We start from the raw sequence: 23060 nt of genomic DNA on the forward strand, positions 1-23060 counted from the left end.
GGGTGCCCGCGGACTTTGGACGCGAAGTTGGAAACGCCCGTCGCATACCGTTTCGAGGATCGTTCCCGCATGAAGCCGAGGCCCGCGCCGTTACCCGCGCATGATCTTGGCGCAGAGCGCCTCGGCCGCCTGGCGCCGTCGCCGCCCGCGGCGGAGCACGGCGGCGCCCTGCACAGCTTCGACGTGTTCGACACGCTGATCACCCGCTGCTTCTGGCGGCCCGAGGACCTGTTCGTCGCGCTCGGCGAACGCCTGCGCGGGACCGGGCTGCTGCGGGCGGACGCCGCCGCCTTCGCCGCGCGGCGCGCCGCGGCCGAAGCGGAGTTGCGCGCCCGCCCCGGCGTCGAGGAGGTCGATCTGCTCGGCATCCACCAAGCCCTCGCCCCGGCCTTCGGGTGGAACGCGGCGGAGGCCCGGGCCGCCGCCGAAGCGGAGGTGGACGCGGAAGAGGAGGCCATCCGCCCGATCGCCGCCAACACGCGCCTGCTCGCGCGGCTCCAGGCGGAGGGCGCCGAGGTCGCGCTCCTGAGCGACACCTACCTCGACCGCGCCGCCCTGCTCCGCTTGCTGCGCCGCGCCGGCATCGCCGTGCCGCCCCAGCGCGTGTTCGCCTCCTCCGAGCTGGGGGCGACCAAGCGCACCGGGCGCATGTTCATGCTGGCCGCCGAGGCGCTCGGCGTGCCGCCCCGGCGCATCGTCCACCGCGGCGACCACCCGCGTTCGGACGTCGCAGTGCCGCGCTCCATCGGCATCAAGGCCGAGCTTTGCGCCGCGGGGGCGCCGACGCGCTACGAACTGGTGCTGCACGCGGCGGCGGCCCGGCGCGGGCCGCCGTTGCTGCGCTCGGCGCTGGCGGGCGGGGCGCGGGCCGCGCGGCTCTCGTCGGAGCCGGACGGGCCGCACGGGCGCGCGCTGCGGGCCGTCGGCGCGGGCGTGGCCGGCCCGCTGCTCTGCGGCTTCGTCCTTTGGGCGCTCCGGGAGGCGCGCCGCGACGGCCTGAGCCGGCTCCATTTCGTGTCGCGCGACGGCCAGATCCTGTTGCGGATCGCGGAGGCGCTGCTCGGGCGCCTCCCCTGGGGTGTCGAGTGCCGCTACCTGCTCGGCTCGCGCCAAGCCTGGCACCTCCCCGCGCTGGAGGGGATGAACGAGGCGGCGCTCTCCTGGCTCGCCGACGACGCGCCGCGCGACCCGTTGCGCAGCGTGCTCGCACGGGCGGAGCTGGCGCCGGGGCGCATCGGCCCCGCGCTCGCCCGGCACGGCTTCGATTCCCCGGCGGCGCTGGACGCGCCCGCACCGCCCGCGCGGCTGCGCGCCCTGCTGCGCGACCCGGAGGTGGGGGCGGCGCTCCGGCCGGCGGTGGCGGAACGGCGGGAGGCCGCGCTCGGCTACCTCCGGCAGGAAGGGGTGCTCGGGGCGGCCGGGCGCGCGGCGATCGTCGACCTCGGCTGGCACGGGCGGCTCCAGCGGTCGCTGGGGCGGCTGCTCGAATTCGGCTCCGCCGGGGGGGCGGGCGCCGGCCTCACCGGGTTTTACATGGCGTTGCGGAGCAGGCCGGCCGGCTCTGCCCCAGGGGAGATGCGGACCTTCATCGACGCGCCGGCCTTCCTCGAGCGAATGAACCCGGTGCTGCTGGAGATTTTCTGCTCCGCCGACCACGGGACGGTCCGCCGCTACGAGGCGGCGCCGGGCGGCCGGTTCGAGGCGGTGCTGGCCGAGCCCTCCAACCCGCGGGTCCTGGCCTGGGGCTTGCCGGCCTTGCAGGACGGCGTGCTGGCCTTCGCGCGCGAGGTCGCCGAGGCGCTGGCCCGCTCGGGCGGCAGCGACGCCGACGCGTGGATCGACGCGCTGCGCGAAGCCGGGACCGAGGTCTTCGACGCCTTCCGGCGCGAGCCGAGCGCGGAGGAGGCGGAGGCCTTCGGCGGCTTCCCGCACGCCGACGGGCAGGCGCACGAGGCCTGGGCCGACTGCGCGCCGGCGGTGGGCCCGCTGACGCGGCTCCGGCTCGGGCTCGGCCTGCGCGACGCGGGCTACGCCGGGCACTGGCCGGAGGCTTCGGTGCGGCGGGGCGGCGGGGCGCTGGGCGAGGGCCTGTTCGCCTTGAAGCGCGCGCGGGCGCGGCTCTTCGGCTGACGGCGGCGGCCGGCGGCGCCGGCCCTGGTGGTCGCGGCCGCCGCGGGATACAAACCGCCCATGAGCGAACCCGCTCCCGCAACGGCGCCCGGCGGCCACGCCGCGGTTGTCGGCTTCGGGCTGATGGGCTGCGACATCGCGGCCATCTTCCTGGCCGGCGGCTGGCGGGTGACGGCGGTGGAGCCGGACCGCGCCGCCTGGCCGGCGCGGCTGGACCGCGTGGCCGCGAGCCTCGGGCAGCTCGGCGCCGACCGGCGGCGCTCGGACGCGCTGGACCTCGTGGCGTCGCTGGCCGACGTGGGGTTCGGCGACGCGGACGTGGTGGTCGAGGCGGTGCCGGAGCGGCTGGACCTCAAGCGCGCTGTGTTCGCCGAGCTGGACAAGCTGGTGCCGCCGGGCGTGCCGGTGGCGAGCAACGCGTCCGGCTTCCGCATCACCGACATATCGGAGGGCTGCGAGACGCGGGGGCGGATGGCGAACCTGCACTTCTTCCTCCCCGCGCACCTCGTGCCCGGCGTGGAGGTGGTGCGGGGCGAGCACACGGAGCCGGCGGTGTGCGACCGGCTGGCGGAGATCATGACCGGGCTCGGGCGGCAGGCGATCCGCGTGGGGCGGGACGTGCCGGGGTTCCTGGCGAACCGCATCCAGCACGCGCTGATGCGGGAGGCGTTCCACGCGATCGACTCGGGGCTCGCTTCCGCGGAGGAGGTGGATCGGGCGGTGCGCTTCTGCTTCGGCTTCCGCTACGTCGCGGCGGGGCCGATCATGCAGAAGGAGCTGGCCGGGCTGGAAACGCAGTTGGCGGCCGCGGCGACCATCTATCCTTCGCTGCACAACGGGACGGAGCCCAGCCCGACGCTCGCGCGGCTGGTGGCGGAAGGGCGGCTCGGGCCGAAGACGGGCCGGGGCTTCTGGGAGTGGACGCCGGAGAGCGCCGAACGGGAGCGGGCGCGCTACGAGCGGGCGTTGCGGGCGGCGGCGGTGGTGCTGCGCGAGGGGTAGCGGCGGGGCGAGTCCCGCCGGCCGCCTTCAGCCCCGGCGCAGCTTGAACAGCGCCTGTTCGCCGAACAGGTTGGCGAGCCAGCGGGAGCGGCGCCAGGGGGCGCGCTGGCCGTGCTCGTCCACCGCCAGCCACTCCTCCACCACGTAGCCCTCGGCGTCGCAGAGGGCGAAGAAGTCGGCGATGGTGCAGGGGTGGATGTTGGGCGTCTCGTACCAGGGGCGGTTCCAGGTCTCGGTGTCGGGCATGCGGCCGCGCGTGAGCAGGCGCCAGCGCATCTGCCAATGGCCGAAATTCGGGAAGGAGACGATGGCGTTGCGGCCGATGCGGAGCATCTGGCGCAGCACCTCCCGCGGGCGTTCCACGGCCTGGAGGGTGCGGGAGAGCACCACCGCGTCGAAGGCGCCGTCGGGGTAGGAGGCGAGGTCGTGGTCGGCGTCGCCGTGGATCACCGCGAGGCCGTTGGCGACCGCCTGCGTGGCCTGCGCCATGTCGATCTCGATGCCGCGGGCGTCGGCGTCCTTTTCGGTGGTGAGGTGGGCGAGCAGGGCGCCGTCGCCGCAGCCGATGTCGAGCACGCGCGAGCCGGGCGCGATCATCCCCGCGATGAGGCGGAGGTCGAGGCGCATGTTCTTGGCGACGTAGCGGATGTCGGCGGGGGCTTCGGGCATGGAGGCTAGGTTAGCACGAAGGGAACGCGCCAACGACTTTGGGCTTTGGAAACAGCATGCAACGGTGTTATGTCGAAAACGGAATGCTTCGACCCTTCCTGACACGCGATGCCTTGATCTTCCTCGGCTCGCTCCTGGCTCTGTCGACGTTGGCGGCGGTCGGGTCTAGGGCGCTCATGTTGCAACCGCCATTTGGGACGTTTTTGAGCTTTTTCGCGCTGCTGCCCTTCATCTATTCCATGACTTGGTTTGCATTGACGCTCGATAGGTTCTGGAAGTTTTTGGTTTCGACTGTAGTTCTGAGCATCTCGGTCTTTTCATTGCAGATCGCTGGCGTCTTTCTCGGGCTGGGCTTGTTCCAGATTCATCCGATCGCAGCGGTTCTAGCGCCGATGGCAGTGCTCGTGTGCGCCGCGGTGTTCGGGATGATCTTCGGGCTGCTGCATCTCGGCTTGGCACGCCGGAGCGAGAAGAGCTGGCTCGTCCTGCACACGGCGGGGTACGCGGCGGCGGGACTATTCGTCACTATTTCCATGTACAGCGTTCCGCTTGTACCCATCCGCGTCCAAGCGTTTTGGCTGGTCCAAGCAGTTGCGAGCACGCCGGTGCTCGCGTTTGTGCCGCACGCTGTCTTGTCCTGGCGGAAGTTGAGCGTCGAAGGCTTTTCGGGGGTGTCGATCGCCCGGGCAAGCATCTTGTTGGTCTGCGTGTACGCCGCTCTCTCCGCCCACCTCTGGTCGATTAATCCTCGGCACTGGACGTTTGCGTGGCCTCTTCGTTACGCCGAAATGGCCGCCGAAGCCAGCAAGGAGCGCCGAGCCGCAGAGGACGCCGAAAAAGCGGCGTGGGGCACGTTGCAGGGGCGCATACTGCCTTCCGGCGAAAGCGCGCCAGCGAGATTCAAGGACGTGGCGGTCACTTTGCGGCCGCCGGCCGGTTGGTCGGCCCGCATCTCGAACTTGTCCCACCCGAATGCGCCCGGACATGATTGGTTCGTGCTGCGCTGGTCTGGTGAGGCGACCAAGCCTTTGGTCGAGCGCATGCGGGTAGCCCAGAGGCGATGGGAAACAGCCGAGTTGCGGTCGCAGCCCGAACCCCGGCTGCCCGATGCGAGATCTTTCCGGCGGGCGCGGCTGTTTCGATGCGGGGAAGGGACGTCTCGCACCGCCGGCCTCGTCGCTTGCACGCCTGCGGACGAGTACCCCGGACGGCCCCAAGCAGTGGCGGCGCCCGAGGGCCTATTCGCCGACCCGCAGGGTGGAAAGAACTTTGTGTTCCACACCATGTACCCTCTCAGCGTCCACGGTTCCGTCGCCGTGCTCGGCGAAAGCTTCCTCGCCAGCTGCCAGACGCCCGCGACTTGTACCGCGATTTTCAGCTACGCTTCCGGAGCGGCAGCCGCGGAGGCGGAATTCGCGGCCGACCAACTCCATCGTTGGCGGGAAATTCGTCCCGAGGTCGATGCGCTGCTCCGCAACGCCACCGGAAGGGGCCTGGACGACGTGCCCATCGTCTCGCAGCCCGAAGGCGAACTCTTCGCGCTGCCCCGCTGATCGCGCTTGGGTGCAACGGCCCTTACGCCTCCTCCCCACCGAAGCTGAAGGGCTTGATCGGCGCCAGATCGGCATGCGGACCGGCCGGGTCGTCGTTGTCCCTCACCGTCCGCGTCCCGTCCCCCGCAACCCGGGCGTGCTGCCCCTGCGCTACCGCACGGATCGTATCCACGATGTCGGCCGCCCGGTCGAGGACCGCGCTCCGCCTGTTGGTGGGCAACGCGACGATCGCAATGCGCCGCCCGCGCAGGTTCTGCTGGGCGTGCATGCTCTGGTCCGCCGTCAGCAACACGTCAAACCTGCCTTCGGCGGCCCGCAGGAGTTCGCCGTTCTTCAAGCCCTTCAGCCCGGCTTGTTCGACAGTGGAAACCTCGTAGCCGGCTTCCCAGAGCGGCTGCGCGACCTGTCTCGGGATGCTCTCGTCGAGCAGAACCGATTTCAGGACCGCTGGCTCACGCGCCGGCACGCCTCGACGAGGACGCTCAGGACGTCCTCCTTGCGGAGCGTCGGGTAGGAGTCGATGATCTCGTCCACCGTCAGCCCGTCCGCGAGGTTCTCGAACAGCACTTCAACGGGCACCCGCGTGCCGGCGAAGACGGTCCTACCGCCCATCACCTCCGGGTCGGCGCTCAGCGGTATGCCGGGCCGCCCCGGCGGGCCACCGGGCGGCCGCGCCAATTGCTGGTTCCCCATGTCCGGTCTCCTTGCCTGCCGGGCAGGCTAGCATGGCTGGCGACCTCCCGCCCGCCGCCTAAACCCCAACCCGCGCCGCACATCCCGCCAGGAAGCCGCCCAGCGCCCGGTGGAAGTCCGGCTCTTCCAGCAGGAAGGCGTCGTGCCCCTTGTCGGTGGTGATCTCCACGAAGCCGACGTTCGCCGCCGCCCGGTTCAGCGCCCGCACGACCGCGCGGCTCTCCTCCGTCGGGAACAGCCAGTCGCTGGAGAAGCTCGCCAGAAAGAAGCGCGTCTTGGTGCCGCGGAAGGCCGCGGAGAGGTCGCCGCCGTGCTCCGCCGCCAGGTCGAAGTAATCCATGGCGCGGGTGATGGTCAGGTAGCTGTTGGCGTCGAAGCGGCGGACGAAGGTGCTGCCCTGGTGGCGGAGGTAGCTTTGCACCTCGAACACGTCTTCCAGCAGCGTCACCGCGCTGGCCCCGCGCAGGCGGCGGCCGAACTTCCGGGCCAGCGCCTTCTCCGACAGGTAGGTGATGTGCGCCACCATGCGCGCCACCGAAAGGCCGCGCGCCGGCACGGTGCCGGTTTCCCAGTAGCGGCCGTTGCGCCACGCCGGGTCGGAGTGGATGGCGGCGCGGCCGACCTCGTGGAAGGCGATGTTCTGCGCGCTGTGGTGCGCCGCGGTGGCGACGGGCGCGGCGGCGAAGACCGAGTCCGGGTAGGTGGCGGCCCACTCCAGCGCCTGCATGCCGCCCATGGAGCCGCCGACCACCGCCAGCAGGCGCTCGATGCCGAGGCTGTCGGTGAGCAGCTTCTGGGCGCGGACCATGTCGCGGATGGTGATGTTGGGGAAGTCCGTGCCCCAGGGGCGGCCCAGGCCGCGCTTGGTGGCGGCGTCCGTCATCTCGTCGCGCGGGCCGGTGGAGCCCATGCAGCCGCCGAGGACGTTGGTGCAGATGACGTGGTAGCGGTCGGTGTCGAAGGGCTTGCCGGGGCCGACGATGTTCTGCCACCAGCCTTCCTTGCCGGTCAGCGGGTGCGGCTCGGCCAGGTACTGGTCGGCGGTGAGCGCGTGGCACACCAGGATGGCGTTGGAGCGGGCGGCGTTGAGCTTGCCGTAGGCGCGCCACGCCACCGCCACCGGCGCGATCCGCACGCCGCAGTCGAGCATCAAGCCTTCGGGGAAGACGGCGCGCTGGTGCTCCACCTCCTGGAAGGGAGCGATGGGTGTGGCGGCTGATGCGGCGGCGGAGGGCGACATGGCGGTTCGGTTTACGCCCGGGGCCGGGGCGCCGCAAAGCGTTCCCTGCCCCGCGCGCTCCAATCCTGTGGGGACTGCCACCCGGCCCGGCCGGTCCCCTCCCGGCCCGTCGCTTGGCGTCCGCCCCGCCCGCGCCTATTGCTGTGCCCGAACGCATGACAGCCGCCCCCGACGCCAGCCCCGCCGCCCCGGAGGACGCGCTCGCCGCCCTGCGCGGCGAGATCGACGCCCTTGATGACGCCCTGCACGACCTGGTGATGCGCCGGGCGGATGTGGTGGCGCGGATGGCCGCCAGCCGGGTGAAGGGCGACGCCTCGTCCTTCCGGCCGGGGCGCGAGGCGACCATCCTGCGCCGACTGCTCGCCCGCCATTCCGGGCCGCTGCCGCCCGCCGCCCTGGCGCGGCTGTGGCGGGAGATCCTGTCCGCCAGCAACGCCATGCAGGGCGGCTTCTCCGTCGCGCTGCCCGAGGGGGACGCGGAGGTGTACAAGGCGGCGCGCGCGCGCTTCGGCGCCATGGCCGCGCCCGACCTCCGGGCCGGACCGGAGGCCGCGCTCGCCGCGCTCGCGGAGGGCGTGGCGCAGGCGGCGGTGCTGCCCGTCCCCGCGGCGGAGGGCGCCAGCGCGTGGTGGGCCGGCCTCGACGCGCCGCGCCTCCAGGTGGTGGCGCGCCTGCCCTTCTACGCGGTGGCGCCCGTGCCGCGGGCGATGGTGGTGACGCGCGACGGCCCGGATCCGAGCGGCGACGACCGCACCCTGCTGCGCTTCGCCTTCGGCCACGGCGGCGACGGCGCCGCGGGCGCCGCGGGCGCCGACGAAGCGCTGCGCGCGGTCGCCGGGGCGCTCCGGGACGCCGGCCTGCGCCCGAGCGCGCCGACGCTGCTGAGTCGCCAGCATGACGCCTTGTGGGCGCTGGCGGAGGTGGAGGGCGCGGTGGCGGCGGACGACGCGCGCCTTTCCGCGCTGCGCGCGCGGTTGCCGTCGAACCGCGTGCGGCCACTTGGGTTCTACGCCACGCCCATCGAAGCCGCCGCGCCGGACGCGGGCGGAGGAGAGTAGACGAGCCATGCCAGCCACGCCGCAGCCACGCCCGACCATCCTCTCCATCGAGCCCTATGTCGGCGGCGAGTCGAAGCTGCCGGGCGTCAACCGCATCGTGAAGCTCTCGTCCAACGAGGGCGCCTTCGGCCCGCCGCCCGGCGCACGCGCCGCGATGGCGGAGGCGGCGGCGGAGATGCACCGCTACCCGGACGGCTCCGCCACCGCGCTGCGCGAGGCGATCGGGAAGCGCTTCGGCCTCGACCCCGCGCGCATCATCTGCGGCAACGGCTCCGACGAGCTGATCGGGCAGCTCGTCCTCTCCTACGGCGGCGAGGGGACGGAGCTGGTGATGAGCGCGCACGGCTTCATCATGTACGACCTCGCCGGCCGCTACGCCGGCTGCCGCGTGATCAAGGTGCCGGAGCGCGACTTGCAACCGGACGTGGACGCGATGATCGCCGCGGTGGGCCCGCGGACGCGCCTCGTCTTCCTCGCCAACCCGAACAACCCGACCGGCGCGATGCTGCCCGCCTCCGAGGTGGAGCGGTTGCGTGCCGGGTTGCCGGCGGACGTGCTGCTGGTGCTCGACGCCGCTTATGCCGAATACGTCACGCGGGACGACTACGACGCGGGCGCCAAGCTGGTGGACGCCGGCACCAACACGGTGATGACGCGCACATTCTCCAAGATCTTCGGCATGGGCGGCGCGCGCCTGGGCTGGGCCTACGCGCCGGCGCCGGTAGCGGACGTGCTGAACCGGGTGCGCGGGCCGTTCAACGTCAACGCGCCCGCGATGGCGGCCGGCATCGCCGCGCTGGCCGAGCCGGCCTGGGTGGAGAGGTCGGTCGCGCACAACACGGAGTGGCGCGGGCGCCTTTCGGAGACGCTGCGAGGTTTGGGCATCAAGGTGCACCCGAGCGAGGGGAACTTCATCCTGGCCGACTTCGGCACGCCGGCCCGCGCCAAGGCGGCGGACGCGGCGATGCGCCAGCGCGGGCTGATCGCGCGAGCCGTGGCGGGCTACGGGCTGCCGCACTGCCTGCGGATCACGATCGGCACGGCGGAGGAGTGCGGCATGGTGGGCGACGCGCTGGCGGCGGGCTTCGCGCGCGCGGATGGCTGACGCGCCGCTCTTCGAGCGCCTTTGCCTGATCGGCTCCGGCCTGATCGGCGGCTCCATCGCGCGCGCGGCGCGGGAGAAGGGCGGCATCGCGCGCCGCGTGGTGGCGCAGAGCCGCCGGCCGGAGACGCTGGCGCGCGTGCGGGAACTCGGCTTCGCGGACGAGGTGGAGGCGGACCCGGCGCGCGCCGTGGAGGGCGCCGATTGCGTGATCCTGTGCGTGCCGGTCGGCGCCTACGCCGGGGTGATGGAGCGCATCGCGCCGCGCCTTTCGCCCGGTTGCGTGCTGAGCGACGCCGGCTCCACCAAGGGCAGCGTGCTGCGCGACCTCCAGCCGCTGTTGCCGGAGGGCGTGCACCTGGTGCCGGCGCACCCCATGGCGGGCACGGAGCACTCCGGGCCGGACGCCGGCTTCGCCACCCTGTTCGAAGGCCGCTACTGCATCCTCACGCCGCCGGAGGGCACGGACCCCGCGGCGGTGGAGCGGATCGCCGAGCTGTGGCGCCGCTGCGGCAGCTCCGTCGAGTTCATGGACGCGGCCACGCACGACAAGGTGGTGGCCATCGTCTCGCACCTGCCGCACCTGATCGCCTTCACCATCTGCGGCACCGCTGACGACCTGGCGGAGGAGACGCGCGAGGCGGTGCTGAAGTTCGCCGCGTCGGGCTTCCGCGACTTCACCCGCATCGCGGCCAGCGACGTGGACATGTGGCGCGACATCTTCCTCAACAACCGCGAGGCGCTTTTGGAGATGCTGGCGCGCTTCACGGAGGACGCGCAGGCGCTCGCGCGGGCGGTGCGCTGGGGCGAGGCGGGGTTCATCGAGGACCGCATCCGGCGGGGGCGGCGCATCCGCCGCGGGCTGATCGAGCGGAAGCAGGCGTGAGGGCGGCGGTTCGAATCGCCGCGCTGGCGCTGGTGGCCGTGACTGCCGGCGCACCGCCGGTGGCCAGCCTGTCGCTTGCAACCACTTGGCTTTGCTTCTTCGACACTGGCAGCGCTGAGCTTTCACCTCGTTACCAAGCCACCATCGTAGAATTTGCGGATTTCTGGCACCGGATGCGGCGTGGCGAGGTGCGTGGGTGACCGGATGAGGCGCCGTTGCGGGCGCACACGATGAGGGTCGAGGTGCAGGGCCATGACGACGCGGCTGAGGCGGCGGCCGGCAAGGCGGCATCGGTGAGCAGGGCGCGTGCCGAAGCGGTCGCAGCGTCCTTGCGGCTGAACGGTCTGCCGACGGACGTCATCACGGTCGTGGCGTTCAGTGCGGAGCGCCCTCTGGTCGTGGCTTCCGGGGCCGAACCGCAGAACAGGCGCGCCGAAATTATTGCGAGGTGATGGCGAGCCTTCGCTCTACCGGCCCCGCCGCCCCGGCTATATCCTCCCCGCTATGGGCAGCCTCTACCACGCCGACATCCTCCTCTGGTGCGAACAGCAGGCCGACCTGCTCCGCCGCCTTTCGCGCGGGGAGCGGGTGAGCGACGCCGTGGACTGGGAGAACGTGATCGAGGAGTTGGGCGACGTGGGCCGGAGCGAGTTCAACAGCGTCGCCGGCCTCCTCGAAGTCGGCCTCACCCACCTGCTCCTGGCCCACGCCTCCCCGCGGCCCGAGCCGGTCGGCCATTGGCGGTCCGAAGCGCGCACGGCACTGGCTGGCGCCGCCCGGCGATACGCACCGAGCATGGGCCCGCGCCTGGACTTGAGGGAACTCTGGTCCCTCGCCGTGACCACGACGCGAGACAAGCTGGCCGCGGATGGCGGGCCTGCCCGTCCGATACCGGCGGACTGCCCGTTCGCGGTGCAGGATCTGGTGCAGCGCGTCCCCGACCTGGACGCGCTCCTCGCCCGCCTCGCCCAACCCGCCGCAACGCCGGCCGGCGGGTGACGACGAAGCCGCACTAGGCCGGGCAAGCCACCGGCTCCTCCGCCCGCGCCGCCGCGGCGCGCGCGAAGCCGGCCACGAGTTCCGCGGCCTCGCCTCCCGGCACCGCGCGCCCGAACAGCCAGCCCTGGCCGACGGTGCAGCCCAGCCCGGCGAGGAGGTGCGCCGAGGCCGCGTCCTCGACGCCTTCGGCGACCGTCGGCAGGCCGAGGCTCTGGCCGAGCCCCACCACGGCGGCCACGATCTTCCGGCTTTCGGCGCTTTCCGCCATGGAGCGGACGAAGCCGGCGTCGATCTTGATCTTGTCGATCGGCAGGGCCTGGAGGTGCCGCAGGCTCGAGTAGCCGGTGCCGAAATCGTCCAAGGCCAGGCGCACGCCGAGCGCCTTCAGCTCCCCCAGGATGTCGCGCGCCAAGCCGAAATCGTCGAGGAGCGCGCTTTCCGTCAGCTCGATCTCCAGGCGCCCGGGCGGGAGGCGGCTTTCGGCCAGCGCCGCGCGCACGATGCCCGGCAGGCCGCGGTCGCGGAGTTGCAGGGGCGAGATGTTGCACGCCAGCGTGACGCCTTCCGGCCACTCGGCGGCGGCCAGGCACGCGCGGCGCAGCAGCCGCTCGGTCATCGGGCCGATCAGGCCGGTGTCCTCGGCGATCGGCACGAACTCCGCCGGGGACACTTGGCCGCGGAGCGGGTGGGTCCAGCGGGCGAGCATCTCGAACCCGACCAGGCGGCCGGTGCCGAGGTCCACCAGCGGTTGGAAGTGCGGCTCCAGCGCGTCCGCCAGCACGGCGGCCCGCAGGTCCGTGGCCAGGGCGGCGCGCTCGCGGATGCGCTCGTCCATGCCGGGCTCGAAGAAGCGGAAGCAGCCCCGCCCCTCCGCCTTGGCGCGGTACATGGCGGCGTCGGCCCTGCCGATCAGCGCTTCCACCTCCTCCTCGTCCCCCGGCGCGGCGAGGGCCACGCCGACGCTGCACCCGACCTGCACGGCGCCGACGCCGGCCAGGTCGAAGGGCGTTTCCAGTGCCGAGACCACGCGCCCGGCGAGGCGCGCGGCGGCTTCGCGCGGCGCGGCGCCCCCGGCCTCGAACCGCGCGACGAGGGCGAACTCGTCGCCGCCGAGGCGCGCGGCGCCGTCGGTCCCGCGCAGGGCGGCGCGCAGGCGCTCGGCCACGCCCCGCAAGAGGCGGTCGCCCGCGTGGTGGCCGTGCACGTCGTTGACGGGCTTGAAGCGGTCGAGGTCCACGAGCAGCACGGCCACCGTCTCGCCCCCTTGCCGCGCCTCCGCGAGCGCGCGGCCGAGGCCCTCCCGCATCCGCGCGCGGTTGGGCAGGCCGGTGAGCGGGTCGTGGGTGGCGAGGTGGTTGGCCCGCTCCAGCGCTTGGCGGAGGAGGCGCAGCGGCACCGCCCGCAGCGACGCGAAGGCCAGCAGGCCGAACACGGCGGCGACCGCCGCGACGAAGCCCGCTTCCGCCAGCACGCCCCGCAGCGAGCGCGCGATCCGCACCTCGCCGACGGCGCGCCCGGCGTCGAAGACGGGTTCGCGGACCTCCAATCTCGGCCCCGGCACTTCGGCCGGCGCTTCCGCCACCGTCGCGCCGTGGCGGTCCAGGACGCGCCGCGGCCCGGGCGGCGCGCCGGCCGCGTCGGCGACCAGGAGGGCGGCGATGCGGACCCGCTCGAAGCGCCAATGGTCGGGGTTGCGCGCCACCATGGCCGACACGTTCTGGGCGAGCAGCTTGGCCTCCGCCCGCATGGTGGCCGCTTCCCGTTGCCGGGCTATCCAGAAGTGGCCGACGGGCATGGCCGTGGCCAAGGCGAGGGACGTGGCCGCGGCCAAGCCCGTGACGCGGCGGGCGACGGCCGGGTCGAGCGGGCGCTGCCCGCTCACGCCCCACCGCCGATAGGCTCCTGGCCGAGCCCGGCCAGGATCGCGCCGCCCTCCGGGCCGGCCGCGAACTCCATGAACGCGGCCGCGGCCGGCGCGGGCTCCGCGCGGGTGACGAAGCGGAAGGTCACGGAAAGGGGGTAGCGGCCCTCGGCGACCGCGCGGGGGCTCGGCTCGACGCCGTCGAGGGCGAGCAGCGTGAGCCGCCGCTGCTCCGAAAGGAATTGCGCCAGCGTGATCGCGCCGAAGGAGCCGTGCACAGCCTCCAGCGCCTCGGCGTTGTCCTGGTCGGTGCCCGCGGTGACGAGGCCGGGGCGGCGCTGCGCCGCGGCCAAGGCGTCCGCCATGGCCGGCGAAGCGGCCGCGAGGGCGATGTACCCCATGTCGCTGGACGGGCGGCGCACCACCCGGATCGGCTTGCCGTCCGGCCACTCCGCGAGTTCCCCGGCGTAGATGCGGACCACGTCATCCATCGCCACGGCGCGGACCGCGGGGCCGCCGGCCTTCGTGGCGAAGGCGAGCGGGGTGCGGGCGTAGGCGATCTCGCGGGCGCCGGCGGCCCGCTCGGCGTCCTTCAAGGGGCGGGCGGCGAGGGCGACGTCCGCCGCGCTCTCCAGCACGGCGGCTATGCCGCCCGTCGTGCCGAGGTTGGGCAGGAACTGCACCTCCGCCACCGCCGGGCTCCGCCGGCGGTGGGCCTCGGCCAGCTCGCGCACGGTGCCCATCGCGCTGCCGGTGCCGGTGATCCGCACGAGTTGCGCCGAGGAGGCGCGGGCGGGAAGCGTCCGCCCCGCGGCGATCAACGTCGCGGCGGCGGCGAGCACCGTCCTCCGGCCCGCTCCGGGCGGGAGGGCGGAAACGGCGTTCGTGGGGCAGTGCATGTTCGGCCGGGCTCCGGACGGGGCGGGTGGCCCGCCCGGCCGCGCCGGCCGAGCGAACCGCGGCCCAGTAAACGGCCCAAACGTTACCGAAGCGCCAACGCGGCCGCCGCGCCCGGCGGCGTGCGGCGGCCGGTCCTCACGGCGCCGCCGCTTCCAACAGGCGGCGCGGCACGCGTACCGTCAGCGACAACAGGCGGAAGGACTGCGTTTTGCCGTGGCCGTCGAGGTTGAGGCTGGCGTTCACCCCGCCCTCCAGCACGTCGTCCACCACGAAGTTGAAGGCGTGCAGCAGCGGCAGGTCGTAGCGCCGGCAGGCTGTGGCGCCGCGGTGGCGGAACAGCGCCAGCACCCGCTCGGCCGTCACCTGCTCCGCCAGCACGGGGTAGAGTTCCGGCCGGTAGGGGATCAGCGAGAGGTTGGCGCGGTTTCCCTTGTCCCCGGCGCGGCTGTGCGCGACGGCGTGCAGCGCCACTTCCAGGGTGTCGTCGCTCATCCCGCGATCTCCCCCGCCGTCCGCACGCTCACGCCCGTCGGCACCCGCTCGCGCAGCACCAAGTGGCTGCGCGTCAGGATGCGCGGCGTGACGCGCCACCGCGCCCCGCCGGTGCCGGCGGTGCCGCAGCAGAGCAGCGCCAGCGCCTCGCGCGCCGCTTGGTCCACCGCGTCGCGGTCGGCGCCTTCGGCGGCGAGGCGGACGCGGATTTCGGCCGGTTCCGGGCCGTCGTAGGCGCGCCACAGCGCGCCGTCGTCGCTGTCGTGGACGGAGGAAACGCCGATCAGGTCCGCACGCGCCCGCACGGCCAAGCCGCGGCGGCGCAGGCGCTCCAGCAGCACCTCGGCCGTGGCCTTGGCGCGCGCGAGGGCGTTCGGGCCGGCGACCGAGACCTCGCCCTCGCCGAGCCAGGAGCCTTCGAAGCTGGCCGTGACCTTGAGCGTATCGGGCGCCGGGTGGCCGCGCAGGCCGCGCACCGCCACGCGGTCCGGCCCTTCCTGTTCGAGCGTGCAGCCGGTGATGTCGAGCACCACGTCCGGCGTGACGTAGCGCGCGGGGTCGTGCAGCTCGTAGAGCAGCTGCTCCTTGACGGTCCGCAGGTCCACCACGCCGCCGGTTCCTTCCGGCTTGGTGATCACCAGCCCCCCTGTGTCCGTCACCTCGGCGATGGGGAAGCCGATGTTCGCCGGGTCGGGGATGTCCTTGAATCCGGGGTCCCAGAACACGCCGCCCGTCACTTGGCTGCCGCACTCCAGCAGGTGGCCGCAGGCGGCGCCCACGGCGAGCTCCTCCCAGTCGTCCCAGGCCCAGCCGAAGTGGTGGACGAGCGGCGCGATGGCGAGCGCGGGGTCCGAGGTGCGGCCCGCCACCACCACCTCCGCGCCCTCCGCCAGCGCGCGGACGAGCGGCTCCGCGCCGATGTAGGCGTTGGCCGCCACCAGCCGCGCCGAGCGCAGGTCTATGCTGCCGTCGGCCTCGTGGACGGGCAGTTGGTCCAGCGCGACGCCGTCCTTCACGTCGTCGCCCGTGACCACGCCGATGCGCAGGCCCGGCAGGCCGAGCCCCACCGCCAGCGCGGCCACCGCACGCGCCGCGGCCGGCGGGTTGGCGGCGCCGAAGTTGCCGAGGATCGGGATGCGGTGCGCGTGGCAGTCGGCGAGCACCGGCTCCAGCAGGCGTTCCAGCATCGGCTCGTAGCCGAGCGACGGGTCGCGCCGCCGCTCCAACTGCGCCAGGGCCACGGTGCGCTCGCCGAGCGTCTCGAAGAACAGGGCGGCCGGGAGCCCGCGCCGCACCAGGCTCCGCACCACGGGGACGGGCGCGTCCACCCGGTCGCCGGAGAAGCCGGCGCCGTTGCCGACCAGGAAAGTCCCGCCGTCGCCGCCCATGCCTCCCCTCCCCTTCGCGGGCCGGATTAGGCGCTGCCGGCGGTCCCTCGACAAGGCGTGGCGGCGCCGCTTCCTTCCGGGGCGGACAGCAGCGGAACCCGGAACACCATGCCCGTCATCAACCGCATCGCCGATTTCGCCCCCGAGATGGCCGAGTGGCGCCAGGACCTCCACGCCAACCCGGAGCTGGGCTTCGAGGAGGTGCGCACCAGCGGCGTCGTCGCGGCCAAGCTCGCGGAATGGGGCATCGAGGTCCACCGCGGCATGGCCAAGACCGGGGTGGTCGGTGTGCTGCGGAACGGGGACTCGGGCCGGTCCGTCGGGCTGCGCGCCGACATGGACTGCCTGCCCATGGAGGAGGCGAACAACTTCGCGCACCGCTCCACCGTGCCGGGCCGGATGCACGCCTGCGGGCACGACGGGCACACCGCCACCCTGCTCGGCGCCGCCAAGTACCTCGCGGAGACGCGCAATTTCGACGGCACCGTCCACTTCTTCTTCCAGCCCGCCGAGGAGGGCGGCGGCGGGGCCAAGGTGATGGTGGACGAGGGGCTGTTCCGCCGCTTCCCGTGCGACGCGGTGTACGGCCTGCACAACGACCCGGCGATCCCGCTCGGCGAGGCGGCGGTGGTGGCGGGCACGGTGCTGGCGGCCTCCGACCGCGTGGGCATTACGGTGCGCGGCAAGGGCGGGCACGCGGCGCGGCCGCACGTCGCCATCGACCCGGTGCTGGTGGGCTCGCAGATCGTGGTGGCGTTGCAGGCGCTGGTGTCGCGGCGGACGGACCCGCTGGACAGCTCCGTCATCAGCGTCACCCAGTTCCACGCCGGGTCCGCCGGCAACGTCATCCCGGAGGTGGCGGAGCTTTACGGCACCGTCCGCACGCTGCGCCCGGAGACGCAGGACATGATGGAGCGGCTGATCGCGCAGGTCGCCCAGAACACGGCGGCGGCGCACGACGCCGAGGCGGTGGTGAAGTACGTGCGCGGCTACCCGCCCACCGTGAACCACGCGGCGGAGACGGAGCGCGCCGCGCTGGCCGCCGCGCGCGTGCTCGGGCAGGAGCGGGTGCTGCGGGACCGGCCGCCGGTGATGGGCGGGGAGGACTTCTCCTACATGCTGCTGGAGCGCCCCGGCTGCTTCGTGAAGATGGGCCAACTCGGGAAGGACGGCCGCGGCGGCGTGTCGCTGCACAACCCCAAGTACGACTTCAACGACGAGATGCTGCCGGTCGGCGCCAGCTTCTTCGCCGCGCTGGTGGAGCAGGAGCTGCCGCGCCCGTAGCGCCCGCGGGCGGCGGCGACCGCTCGCCGCGCCGGCCCATGCCGCTCCGATCCAAATTGAGACGGCGGGTTGGCGCAACCAACCGCTTCGCCGGCCCGATAGTGGGTCGTTGCGCAGGCAGCGGCGCCCAGGCGCCGGTGGATGCTTGCTATTGCCTGGATGCGCATGGTTCGTTTTCGCGCGGCAGCGCCACAGCCCGCCGCGCAAGAACGAACCGGAGGTCGTCCATGGCGAAGAAATGGTTGTCCGGCCGCGCGCGCGCCATCGGCCCCGCGACGGCCGCGGCCGCGGCGGCGCTGACGCTCGGGGCCGGGATCGCGGCCGCGCAGCTCAAGAGCTACGACAGCAGCAAGCCCTCCTTCTGGCAGAACCCGCCGCCCGACTGGTTCCTCGGCGACGAGACGGAGGAGATGAAGGGCCTGGCCCCGCCGGTCGGGCCGGCGACGCCGACGCCGCTGGCCGAGCTCCAGGAGAACCTCAAGAAGGTGAAGCTGCCGCAGGGCTTCCGTATCGAGGTCTACGCCTCCGGCCTCCCCGAAGCGCGGCAGATGGCCTGGGGCGACAACGGCACGCTCTTCGTCGGCTCCTTCCAGGCCGGCAACGTCTACGCGGTGACGGAGAAGGACGGGAAGCGCAACGTCGCCACCATCCTCAAGGGCCTTAACATGCCGACCGGCGTGGCCTTCCGGAACGGCTCGCTGTTCGTGGTCGCGATCGACAAGCTGCTGCGCTACGATGGGGCAGAATCCAAGCTCGACGCCATGCCGCAGCCGCAGGTGGTCTACGACGACCTGCCCTCCTACGGCGCGCACGGTTGGAAGTACCTTGTCATGGACCGGGACGGCGCGATGTGGTTCAACGTCGGCGTGCCGTTCAACATCGGCATCCCTCCGACCGACACCGCGCACATCCGCCGCGTGCACCAGAGCGGGCACGGCGAGCTGATGGCCACCGGCGTCCGCAACAGCGTCGGCGGCGACATCGACCCGCGCACCGGCCAGTTCTGGTTCACGGAGAACGCGCGGGACTGGATGAGCGACGACCTGCCGAGCGACAAGCTGAACCGCGTCGGCCGCATCGGCGACCACTTCGGCTACCCCTACTGCCACCAGGGCGACCTGCCGGACCCGAAATTCAACATGGGGCGTCAGTGCAGCGAGTTCACGGCGCCGGTGCTGAAGCTCGGCGCGCACGTCGCGCCGCTCGGGATGAAGTTCTACACCGGCAGCCAGTTCCCGGCGGAGTACCGCAACAACATCTTCATCGCGCAGCACGGCTCCTGGAACCGCCGCAATTACCAAGGCGCGCGCATCGTGCGCGTGGTCGTGGACCCGGACGGCAAGAACGCGCGGCAGGAGGTGTTCGCCGAGGGCTGGCTGACCGGCCAGCAGGACTACTCGGGCCGGCCGGCCGACGTGCTGGTGGCGCGCGACGGCTCCCTGCTCGTCGCCGACGACTGGGCCGGCGCCATCTACCGCATCAGCTACGCCCGCTGACGCGACCGAACGGCCGCCCGCCCCAGCACGGCGGGCGGACGCCTCCCATCGGCACCACTTGGGCAGCCACATGAGAAGAACCCTGTCCGCCCTCGCGGCGGCCGCGTGCCTCGCCGCGTCCCCCGCCGCCGCCCGCGACGTCGAGGCGGGCCGCGCGCGGGCCGAGCCCTGCATGGCCTGCCACGGCGCGGAAGGCATCGCGGCCGACCCGACCGTCCCCTCGCTCGCCGGGCAGCGGGAGCGCTACCTGCAATGGCAGTTGGTGTTCTTCCGCTCCGGCAGGCGCTCCAACCAAGTGATGAACGCCCTCGCGGCCGAGCTTTCGGACGAGGAGCTGCGCAACCTCGGCGCCTACTTCGCGTCCCTGCCGCGCGCCCAGCCGCCGCCCGGCCCGCCCGACCCGGATCGGCACGCGGCGGGCAAGCAGGCGGCCGCGCGGCACCGCTGCTCCAACTGCCACATGGACAACTACGCCGGCAGCCAGGCCGCGCCCGCCATCGCCGGCCAGACTCGCGCCTACACCGCCAAGGCGCTGCGCGACTACCGCGCCGACGCGCGCCCCAGCGTCGGCGTCGCCGCGATGAACGAGGCGGCCAGGGGGCTTTCCGACGCCGACATCGCGGCGATCGCGGTCTTCCTGGAGCGGCCCGAGTGATCCGCGCCGCGGCCGCCTTCGGGGCCGCGCTGCTCGCGGCCGGCGCGGCGGCGCGGGCACAGGCCCCGCCGCCGGCGTTGGAGGACCCGGGCGCCTTCGAGCGGGGCTTCGCCGTGTCGCTGTACCAGTTCGACGCCTGCGGCGACGCCGTGGCCGGCCGCGCCTTCCGCCGCGCCCTTGCGGAGCGTGTCGCCCGCTGCCCCTTCACCGCCGCGGCGCGCGCCCGCTACGGGGAGCGCACCCGCGCGCAGCTCCTCAAGGCGCGGGAGCGCATGGCGGCGCTGGTGGAGGAGAACGGCGGGATGCCGCGCGAGCTGCCGGGCATGGAGACGACCTGCCGCGCGCAACAGGCGAGCGGCGCCTACCGCGACCTCCGCGCGCTGCTGGAGCGCTACGTGGAGGGCGCGGCGGCGGCCGAAGCGGTCATCCCGGCGGCCTGCGACGCGGCGGACGTCCTGCCCTGAATCGCGCGCCGGCGTCGGCTCACGCGCCGCGCCGGCGGAGCGGGAGCCGCCGTGGGGATGGGCGGGCGGGGAACCGCCGGGCCTTTCGGGCACTACTGACCTCCCGGTGATGGTGGAAGATCGGCGGCGGCCCCTGCGATGAGCGAGCTGGAATTCGTGGCCCTGGTGCTGGCCGCGATCGGGCCGATGCTGGCGTTGGCGAAGCTGATGGGCGTGCCGCAGCTCTTCGTGCTGGTGGGCGCCGGACTTGGCAGCGCCTTCCTCCCCGGCCTGCCGCCGGTGCGGGCGGACCCGCAGTTCCTGCTGGCGCTGTTCCTGCCGCCGCTGCTCTACGCGGGGACGGTGCAGGCGTCGGTCCACCTGCTGCGCTTCGCGTTGTGGCCGGGCGTGGTGGTCGGCGCGCTGGTGTCGGCCGCCACCGTGCTCGCCGTGGCCGCGGTCGCGCGCCTGCTGCTCCCGGGGCTCGACTGGGCGCCGGCGCTGCTGCTCGGCGTCGTCGCGGCCGTGTTCGACACGCGGCTGTTCCAGGAGGCGAAGGGACGCCCGCACGTGCCGCGCGCGGTGGCCGACGCGCTGAAGGCGCGCGAGATGACCTCGCGGGTGGTGGCGCTCGGCACCTTGTCGCTGGTGGTCGCGTCGCTCGAAACCGGCCCGCCGGACCCGCTGGTCGCGGCGGGACGCTTCCTGTGGGCGGTCGGCGCCGGCGCGGCGCTCGGCACCGCCATCGGCCGCGCCGTCGTTTGGCTGCGCGAGCGCGTGGAGCCGGCGCCGGTGGAGATCGCCGTTTCCATCGCCACCCCGTACCTCTGTTCGCTCGGGGCGCGCTGGCTCGGCCTGTCGCTCGCGGCGACGGTGATGGCGGGGGCGCTTGCGGTGGCGGCGGTGCGCGTGGACCGCGAAACGGGCGCGCCGCGCACCTCCTCCGAAGCGCGCATCTCCGCCGTGGCGTTCTGGGAGGAGGTCAGCCTGCTGGTCTCCTCGGCGATGTTCTTCCTCGCCGGGCGGGCGTTGCCGGAAGCGATGGCGGGCCTCGCCGATTGGCCGCTGTGGCGGGTGTCCGGCGCCGCGGCGACCCTGCTCCTCGTCGTGCTGTCCGTGCAATTCGCCTTCGCCCTGCTCTCGACCGCGATGCCGCCCGTGTCCTCCGTGCTCCGCGAGCGGCACGGTGAGGGCGAAGGCGGCGGCGCGTCGCCGCGCACGGCCGCGGCAGCGGTGATGGCCTGGGCCAGCACGCGTTCGGTGATCGGCCTCGTGGTGGCGCTGTCCCTGCCGCCGGCGATGGAGGACCGCGGCCTGGTGCTGGTGGTGGCCGCGCTGCTCATCCTCGGCTCCGTGGTGGCGCAGGGGCTGACGCTCCGCCCCGCCGTGCTCGCGGCCGCGCTCGGCGACGAGGCGGAAGAGGAACGGGAGGTGGCGCTGGCCACCCGCGCCGCCAACGTGGCGGCGGAGGAGGCCGGGGACGGGCAGGACGCCCTGTGCGCCGCGCGCCGCACCCTGCTTGAGCTGCGCGAAACCGACCGCATCGGCGACGAGGTGCTGCGCAAGATGCTGCGCGAGACCGACCTCAAATCCCGCGCCGCGGAGGGCCCGGCCGCCGCGTTGCCGGGGGCGCCGCCGCCGCAACCGTGAACGGCCCGGACCGGAGGAACACACATGGACGACAGCCGACTTTCCCCGGAGCTCGCCGGCCGCTTCGCCGCCATCGCGCTGGGCCACGTCCGGCGCGAGTACCCGAACCGCCTCGAACAGACCCTATCCGGGCCGGGGGACCTCCGCCCGCCGAGCGAGCTGCACCCGGTGTTCCACGGCAGCTACGATTGGCATTCCTGCGTCCATTCGTACTGGATGCTCGCGCGCCTCCTGCGGCGCTTCCCGGACTCGCCGGAGGCGCCCGCGATCCGCGCCCTGTTCGACGCGCAGCTCGTCCCGGCCAAGGTCGAGGCGGAACGCGCCTACCTCGCGGCGCCGGCGGCGCGGGGGTTCAAGCGCCCTTACGGCTGGGCTTGGCTGCTCAAGCTCTCGGAGGAGCTGGGCCGCCACGGGGAACGCCGTTGGGCGGCCGCCGTCGAGCCCTTGGCCGAGGTCTTCGCCGGGCGCTTCCGCGACTTCTTGCCGATCGCCACCTACGCGGTGCGGGTCGGCACGCACTTCAACACGGCCTTCGGCCTTCGCATGGCGGTCGACTACGCCGAGGCGGCGGGCGACGCGGCCCTTTCCGTCCTGCTGCGCGGAACGGCGGAGCGGTGGTACGGCGCCGACGCGGACTGCCCCGCCTGGGGCGAGCCGGGCGGCGACGACTTCCTGTCCTCCGCCCTGGTCGAAGCGGAGTGCATGCGCCGCTTGCTGCCGCCCGAGCGGTTCCTGCCCTGGTTCGGCCGCTTCCTGCCGCGGCTCGCAGAAGGGGAGCCGGCGCCGCTGTTCCGCCCGGCCGTCGTGGCGGACCGCGGCGACGGCAAGATCGCGCATCTGGACGGGCTGAACCTCAGCCGAGCGTGGTGCTGGCGGTCGCTCGCGGCAGCGCTGCCGCCGGGCGACCCGCGCCGCGCCCGCACGGAGGAGGCCGCGCGCGGGCACCTCGCCGCGTCGCTGCCGCACATCGCGGACGACTACATGGGCGAGCATTGGCTGGCGACCTTCGCGGTGCTCGCGCTGGAGGCGGAGCGCGCGTAGCGCAGGCGCCCCCTCCCCGCCGCCCACGCGCGTCGTGCGCGCGCGCACAGCGGACGGCCGTCGTGCCGTGGCATTCGCCGTCCCGGTGAACAGAAGCCGCGGCCGCACGAGGCGCCGCGGCGCACCGAGGAGAGAACGCCATGACACGCACCATCACCTTCGCTTTCGCCGGCTTGGCGCTGGCGGCCTCCGCCATCGGTCCGGCCGCCGCGCAACCCCGCCTGGAGCAGACCGGCGACGGCTACAGCCTGATCCACGACGGCGCTTGGAGCGGCGAGGCCGCGGGCGGCCGGGCCGGCCGCTTGGTCGGCGGCGGCGAAGAAGCCGCGGTCCTTTACACGGGGCCCGACACCGCGCGCGCGGGCTCGCTGGCGACGCTCTCGGGCGGCGGAGACAACACGACCATCACCTACGGCGAGCCGGCGTCCGCGGTCGGCTTGGCCGGCGGCGCCAGCGGCGGGTCGGCGCGGGGCGGGGCGGGGCGCGGCTGACGCCGGGACCGGACCCGTCCGGGCGGC

The 23060-nt window shown here is 73.8% G+C and carries 23 protein-coding genes; 15 read left to right on the forward strand and 8 right to left on the reverse strand.

Going from position 1 to position 23060, the window contains the following annotated elements:
• Positions 1-69: 69 nt before the first annotated feature.
• Together ABD067_RS05065 and ABD067_RS05070 are read left to right on the forward strand one after the other, a co-directional pair.
• A complete protein-coding gene (locus ABD067_RS05065) occupies positions 70-2130 on the forward strand; it encodes an HAD family hydrolase (RefSeq protein WP_343894078.1) in 2061 nt (686 codons plus the stop codon).
• A gap of 60 nt (positions 2131-2190) precedes the next feature.
• Positions 2191-3132 carry a 3-hydroxyacyl-CoA dehydrogenase family protein gene (locus ABD067_RS05070; RefSeq protein WP_343894079.1) on the forward strand — a complete coding sequence of 314 codons (942 nt, stop codon included), beginning with the start codon at positions 2191-2193 and terminating at the stop codon, positions 3130-3132.
• Between the two features lie 27 nt (positions 3133-3159).
• Here ABD067_RS05070 and metW read toward each other — a convergent pair whose 3' ends face one another.
• Entirely contained in the window at positions 3160-3759 is a 600-nt protein-coding gene (metW, locus tag ABD067_RS05075) for a methionine biosynthesis protein MetW (protein ID WP_343894185.1), read from the reverse strand.
• Between the two features lie 125 nt (positions 3760-3884).
• Between metW and ABD067_RS05080 the strand changes: the two genes are divergently transcribed.
• Entirely contained in the window at positions 3885-5354 is a 1470-nt protein-coding gene (locus tag ABD067_RS05080) for a hypothetical protein (RefSeq protein ID WP_343894080.1), read from the forward strand.
• A 22-nt stretch (positions 5355-5376) separates the two neighbouring features.
• On the opposite strand, the gene ABD067_RS05085 is transcribed toward ABD067_RS05080, so the two are convergent.
• The 3 genes from ABD067_RS05085 to metX are packed head-to-tail and all read right to left on the reverse strand — an operon-like array spanning position 5377 to position 7287.
• On the reverse strand, positions 5377-5820 hold the full coding sequence (locus ABD067_RS05085; RefSeq protein WP_343894082.1) for a DUF5615 family PIN-like protein: 444 nt from the start codon (positions 5818-5820) through the stop codon (positions 5377-5379).
• Positions 5793-6047 carry a DUF433 domain-containing protein gene (locus ABD067_RS05090; protein WP_343894083.1) on the reverse strand — a complete coding sequence of 85 codons (255 nt, stop codon included), beginning with the start codon at positions 6045-6047 and terminating at the stop codon, positions 5793-5795. The genes ABD067_RS05085 and ABD067_RS05090 overlap by 28 nt, the downstream gene beginning before the upstream one ends.
• Positions 6048-6105: 58 nt before the next feature.
• Positions 6106-7287: a homoserine O-acetyltransferase MetX gene (gene metX, locus ABD067_RS05095; RefSeq protein WP_343894084.1), complete on the reverse strand. Its 1182-nt coding sequence runs from the start codon at positions 7285-7287 to the stop codon at positions 6106-6108.
• A gap of 155 nt (positions 7288-7442) precedes the next feature.
• Between metX and ABD067_RS05100 the strand changes: the two genes are divergently transcribed.
• The 5 genes from ABD067_RS05100 (at position 7443) to ABD067_RS05120 (ending at position 11332) form a co-directional block, all read left to right on the forward strand.
• Positions 7443-8345: a chorismate mutase gene (locus tag ABD067_RS05100; protein WP_343894085.1), complete on the forward strand. Its 903-nt coding sequence runs from the start codon at positions 7443-7445 to the stop codon at positions 8343-8345.
• A 7-nt stretch (positions 8346-8352) separates the two neighbouring features.
• Positions 8353-9450, forward strand: a complete 1098-nt coding sequence (gene hisC, locus ABD067_RS05105) for a histidinol-phosphate transaminase (protein ID WP_343894086.1) — start codon at positions 8353-8355, stop codon at positions 9448-9450.
• On the forward strand, positions 9443-10333 hold the full coding sequence (locus tag ABD067_RS05110; RefSeq protein ID WP_343894087.1) for a prephenate/arogenate dehydrogenase family protein: 891 nt from the start codon (positions 9443-9445) through the stop codon (positions 10331-10333). The genes hisC and ABD067_RS05110 overlap by 8 nt, the downstream gene beginning before the upstream one ends.
• Before the next feature lie 230 nt (positions 10334-10563).
• Positions 10564-10785: an OmpA family protein gene (locus ABD067_RS05115; RefSeq protein WP_343894088.1), complete on the forward strand. Its 222-nt coding sequence runs from the start codon at positions 10564-10566 to the stop codon at positions 10783-10785.
• A gap of 52 nt (positions 10786-10837) precedes the next feature.
• Positions 10838-11332: a DUF29 domain-containing protein gene (locus ABD067_RS05120; RefSeq protein WP_343894089.1), complete on the forward strand. Its 495-nt coding sequence runs from the start codon at positions 10838-10840 to the stop codon at positions 11330-11332.
• Positions 11333-11345: 13 nt separating this feature from the next.
• On the opposite strand, the gene ABD067_RS05125 is transcribed toward ABD067_RS05120, so the two are convergent.
• The 4 genes from ABD067_RS05125 to ABD067_RS05140 form a co-directional block, all read right to left on the reverse strand.
• Positions 11346-13214 (reverse strand): putative bifunctional diguanylate cyclase/phosphodiesterase, encoded by a 1869-nt coding sequence (locus ABD067_RS05125; RefSeq protein ID WP_343894090.1) that lies wholly within the window; start codon positions 13212-13214, stop codon positions 11346-11348.
• Complete coding sequence (locus ABD067_RS05130) at positions 13211-14092, reverse strand: PstS family phosphate ABC transporter substrate-binding protein (protein ID WP_343894091.1); 882 nt, start codon at positions 14090-14092, stop codon at positions 13211-13213. Before ABD067_RS05130 ends, ABD067_RS05125 begins: the two co-directional genes overlap by 4 nt.
• A gap of 136 nt (positions 14093-14228) precedes the next feature.
• Positions 14229-14585, reverse strand: a complete 357-nt coding sequence (locus ABD067_RS05135) for an AtuA-related protein (RefSeq protein WP_343894092.1) — start codon at positions 14583-14585, stop codon at positions 14229-14231.
• Positions 14582-15973 carry an acyclic terpene utilization AtuA family protein gene (locus ABD067_RS05140; protein ID WP_343894093.1) on the reverse strand — a complete coding sequence of 464 codons (1392 nt, stop codon included), beginning with the start codon at positions 15971-15973 and terminating at the stop codon, positions 14582-14584. Before ABD067_RS05140 ends, ABD067_RS05135 begins: the two co-directional genes overlap by 4 nt.
• A gap of 108 nt (positions 15974-16081) precedes the next feature.
• On the opposite strand from ABD067_RS05140, the gene ABD067_RS05145 reads away from it, so the two are divergent.
• From ABD067_RS05145 to ABD067_RS05175, 7 genes are all read left to right on the forward strand, one after another.
• Positions 16082-17257 (forward strand): M20 aminoacylase family protein, encoded by a 1176-nt coding sequence (locus tag ABD067_RS05145; RefSeq protein WP_343894094.1) that lies wholly within the window; start codon positions 16082-16084, stop codon positions 17255-17257.
• Positions 17258-17484: 227 nt separating this feature from the next.
• The gene (locus tag ABD067_RS05150) at positions 17485-18753 is read left to right on the forward strand and encodes a PQQ-dependent sugar dehydrogenase (protein ID WP_343894095.1); all 1269 of its coding nucleotides are present in this window, start codon (positions 17485-17487) and stop codon (positions 18751-18753) included.
• A gap of 70 nt (positions 18754-18823) precedes the next feature.
• Positions 18824-19408 (forward strand): c-type cytochrome, encoded by a 585-nt coding sequence (locus ABD067_RS05155; RefSeq protein WP_343894096.1) that lies wholly within the window; start codon positions 18824-18826, stop codon positions 19406-19408.
• The gene (locus ABD067_RS05160; RefSeq protein ID WP_343894097.1) at positions 19405-19872 is read left to right on the forward strand and encodes a hypothetical protein; all 468 of its coding nucleotides are present in this window, start codon (positions 19405-19407) and stop codon (positions 19870-19872) included. The genes ABD067_RS05155 and ABD067_RS05160 overlap by 4 nt, the downstream gene beginning before the upstream one ends.
• 138 nt (positions 19873-20010) lie before the next feature.
• Positions 20011-21501, forward strand: coding sequence for a cation:proton antiporter domain-containing protein (locus tag ABD067_RS05165; protein WP_343894098.1), 1491 nt, complete (start codon positions 20011-20013; stop codon positions 21499-21501).
• Between the two features lie 24 nt (positions 21502-21525).
• On the forward strand, positions 21526-22542 hold the full coding sequence (locus ABD067_RS05170) for a DUF2891 domain-containing protein (protein ID WP_343894099.1): 1017 nt from the start codon (positions 21526-21528) through the stop codon (positions 22540-22542).
• Positions 22543-22682: 140 nt separating this feature from the next.
• On the forward strand, positions 22683-23033 hold the full coding sequence (locus ABD067_RS05175; RefSeq protein WP_343894100.1) for a hypothetical protein: 351 nt from the start codon (positions 22683-22685) through the stop codon (positions 23031-23033).
• Positions 23034-23060: the final 27 nt, after the last annotated feature.

Source organism: Craurococcus roseus (assembly GCF_039523795.1).
In the GTDB taxonomy this organism is placed as follows: domain Bacteria; phylum Pseudomonadota; class Alphaproteobacteria; order Acetobacterales; family Acetobacteraceae; genus Craurococcus; species Craurococcus roseus.

Coding starts and splice junctions, on each gene's coding strand:
- ABD067_RS05065 (WP_343894078.1), top strand. CDS start 70: ATGAAGCCGAGGCCCGCGCCGTTACCCGCGCATGATCTTGGCGCAGAG.
- ABD067_RS05070 (WP_343894079.1), top strand. CDS start 2,191: ATGAGCGAACCCGCTCCCGCAACGGCGCCCGGCGGCCACGCCGCGGTT.
- metW (WP_343894185.1), bottom strand. CDS start 3,759: ATGCGCCTCGACCTCCGCCTCATCGCGGGGATGATCGCGCCCGGCTCG.
- ABD067_RS05080 (WP_343894080.1), top strand. CDS start 3,885: ATGCTTCGACCCTTCCTGACACGCGATGCCTTGATCTTCCTCGGCTCG.
- ABD067_RS05090 (WP_343894083.1), bottom strand. CDS start 6,047: ATGGGGAACCAGCAATTGGCGCGGCCGCCCGGTGGCCCGCCGGGGCGG.
- metX (WP_343894084.1), bottom strand. CDS start 7,287: ATGTCGCCCTCCGCCGCCGCATCAGCCGCCACACCCATCGCTCCCTTC.
- ABD067_RS05100 (WP_343894085.1), top strand. CDS start 7,443: ATGACAGCCGCCCCCGACGCCAGCCCCGCCGCCCCGGAGGACGCGCTC.
- hisC (WP_343894086.1), top strand. CDS start 8,353: ATGCCAGCCACGCCGCAGCCACGCCCGACCATCCTCTCCATCGAGCCC.
- ABD067_RS05110 (WP_343894087.1), top strand. CDS start 9,443: ATGGCTGACGCGCCGCTCTTCGAGCGCCTTTGCCTGATCGGCTCCGGC.
- ABD067_RS05115 (WP_343894088.1), top strand. CDS start 10,564: ATGAGGGTCGAGGTGCAGGGCCATGACGACGCGGCTGAGGCGGCGGCC.
- ABD067_RS05120 (WP_343894089.1), top strand. CDS start 10,838: ATGGGCAGCCTCTACCACGCCGACATCCTCCTCTGGTGCGAACAGCAG.
- ABD067_RS05130 (WP_343894091.1), bottom strand. CDS start 14,092: ATGCACTGCCCCACGAACGCCGTTTCCGCCCTCCCGCCCGGAGCGGGC.
- ABD067_RS05135 (WP_343894092.1), bottom strand. CDS start 14,585: ATGAGCGACGACACCCTGGAAGTGGCGCTGCACGCCGTCGCGCACAGC.
- ABD067_RS05140 (WP_343894093.1), bottom strand. CDS start 15,973: ATGGGCGGCGACGGCGGGACTTTCCTGGTCGGCAACGGCGCCGGCTTC.
- ABD067_RS05145 (WP_343894094.1), top strand. CDS start 16,082: ATGCCCGTCATCAACCGCATCGCCGATTTCGCCCCCGAGATGGCCGAG.
- ABD067_RS05150 (WP_343894095.1), top strand. CDS start 17,485: ATGGCGAAGAAATGGTTGTCCGGCCGCGCGCGCGCCATCGGCCCCGCG.
- ABD067_RS05155 (WP_343894096.1), top strand. CDS start 18,824: ATGAGAAGAACCCTGTCCGCCCTCGCGGCGGCCGCGTGCCTCGCCGCG.
- ABD067_RS05165 (WP_343894098.1), top strand. CDS start 20,011: ATGAGCGAGCTGGAATTCGTGGCCCTGGTGCTGGCCGCGATCGGGCCG.
- ABD067_RS05170 (WP_343894099.1), top strand. CDS start 21,526: ATGGACGACAGCCGACTTTCCCCGGAGCTCGCCGGCCGCTTCGCCGCC.
- ABD067_RS05175 (WP_343894100.1), top strand. CDS start 22,683: ATGACACGCACCATCACCTTCGCTTTCGCCGGCTTGGCGCTGGCGGCC.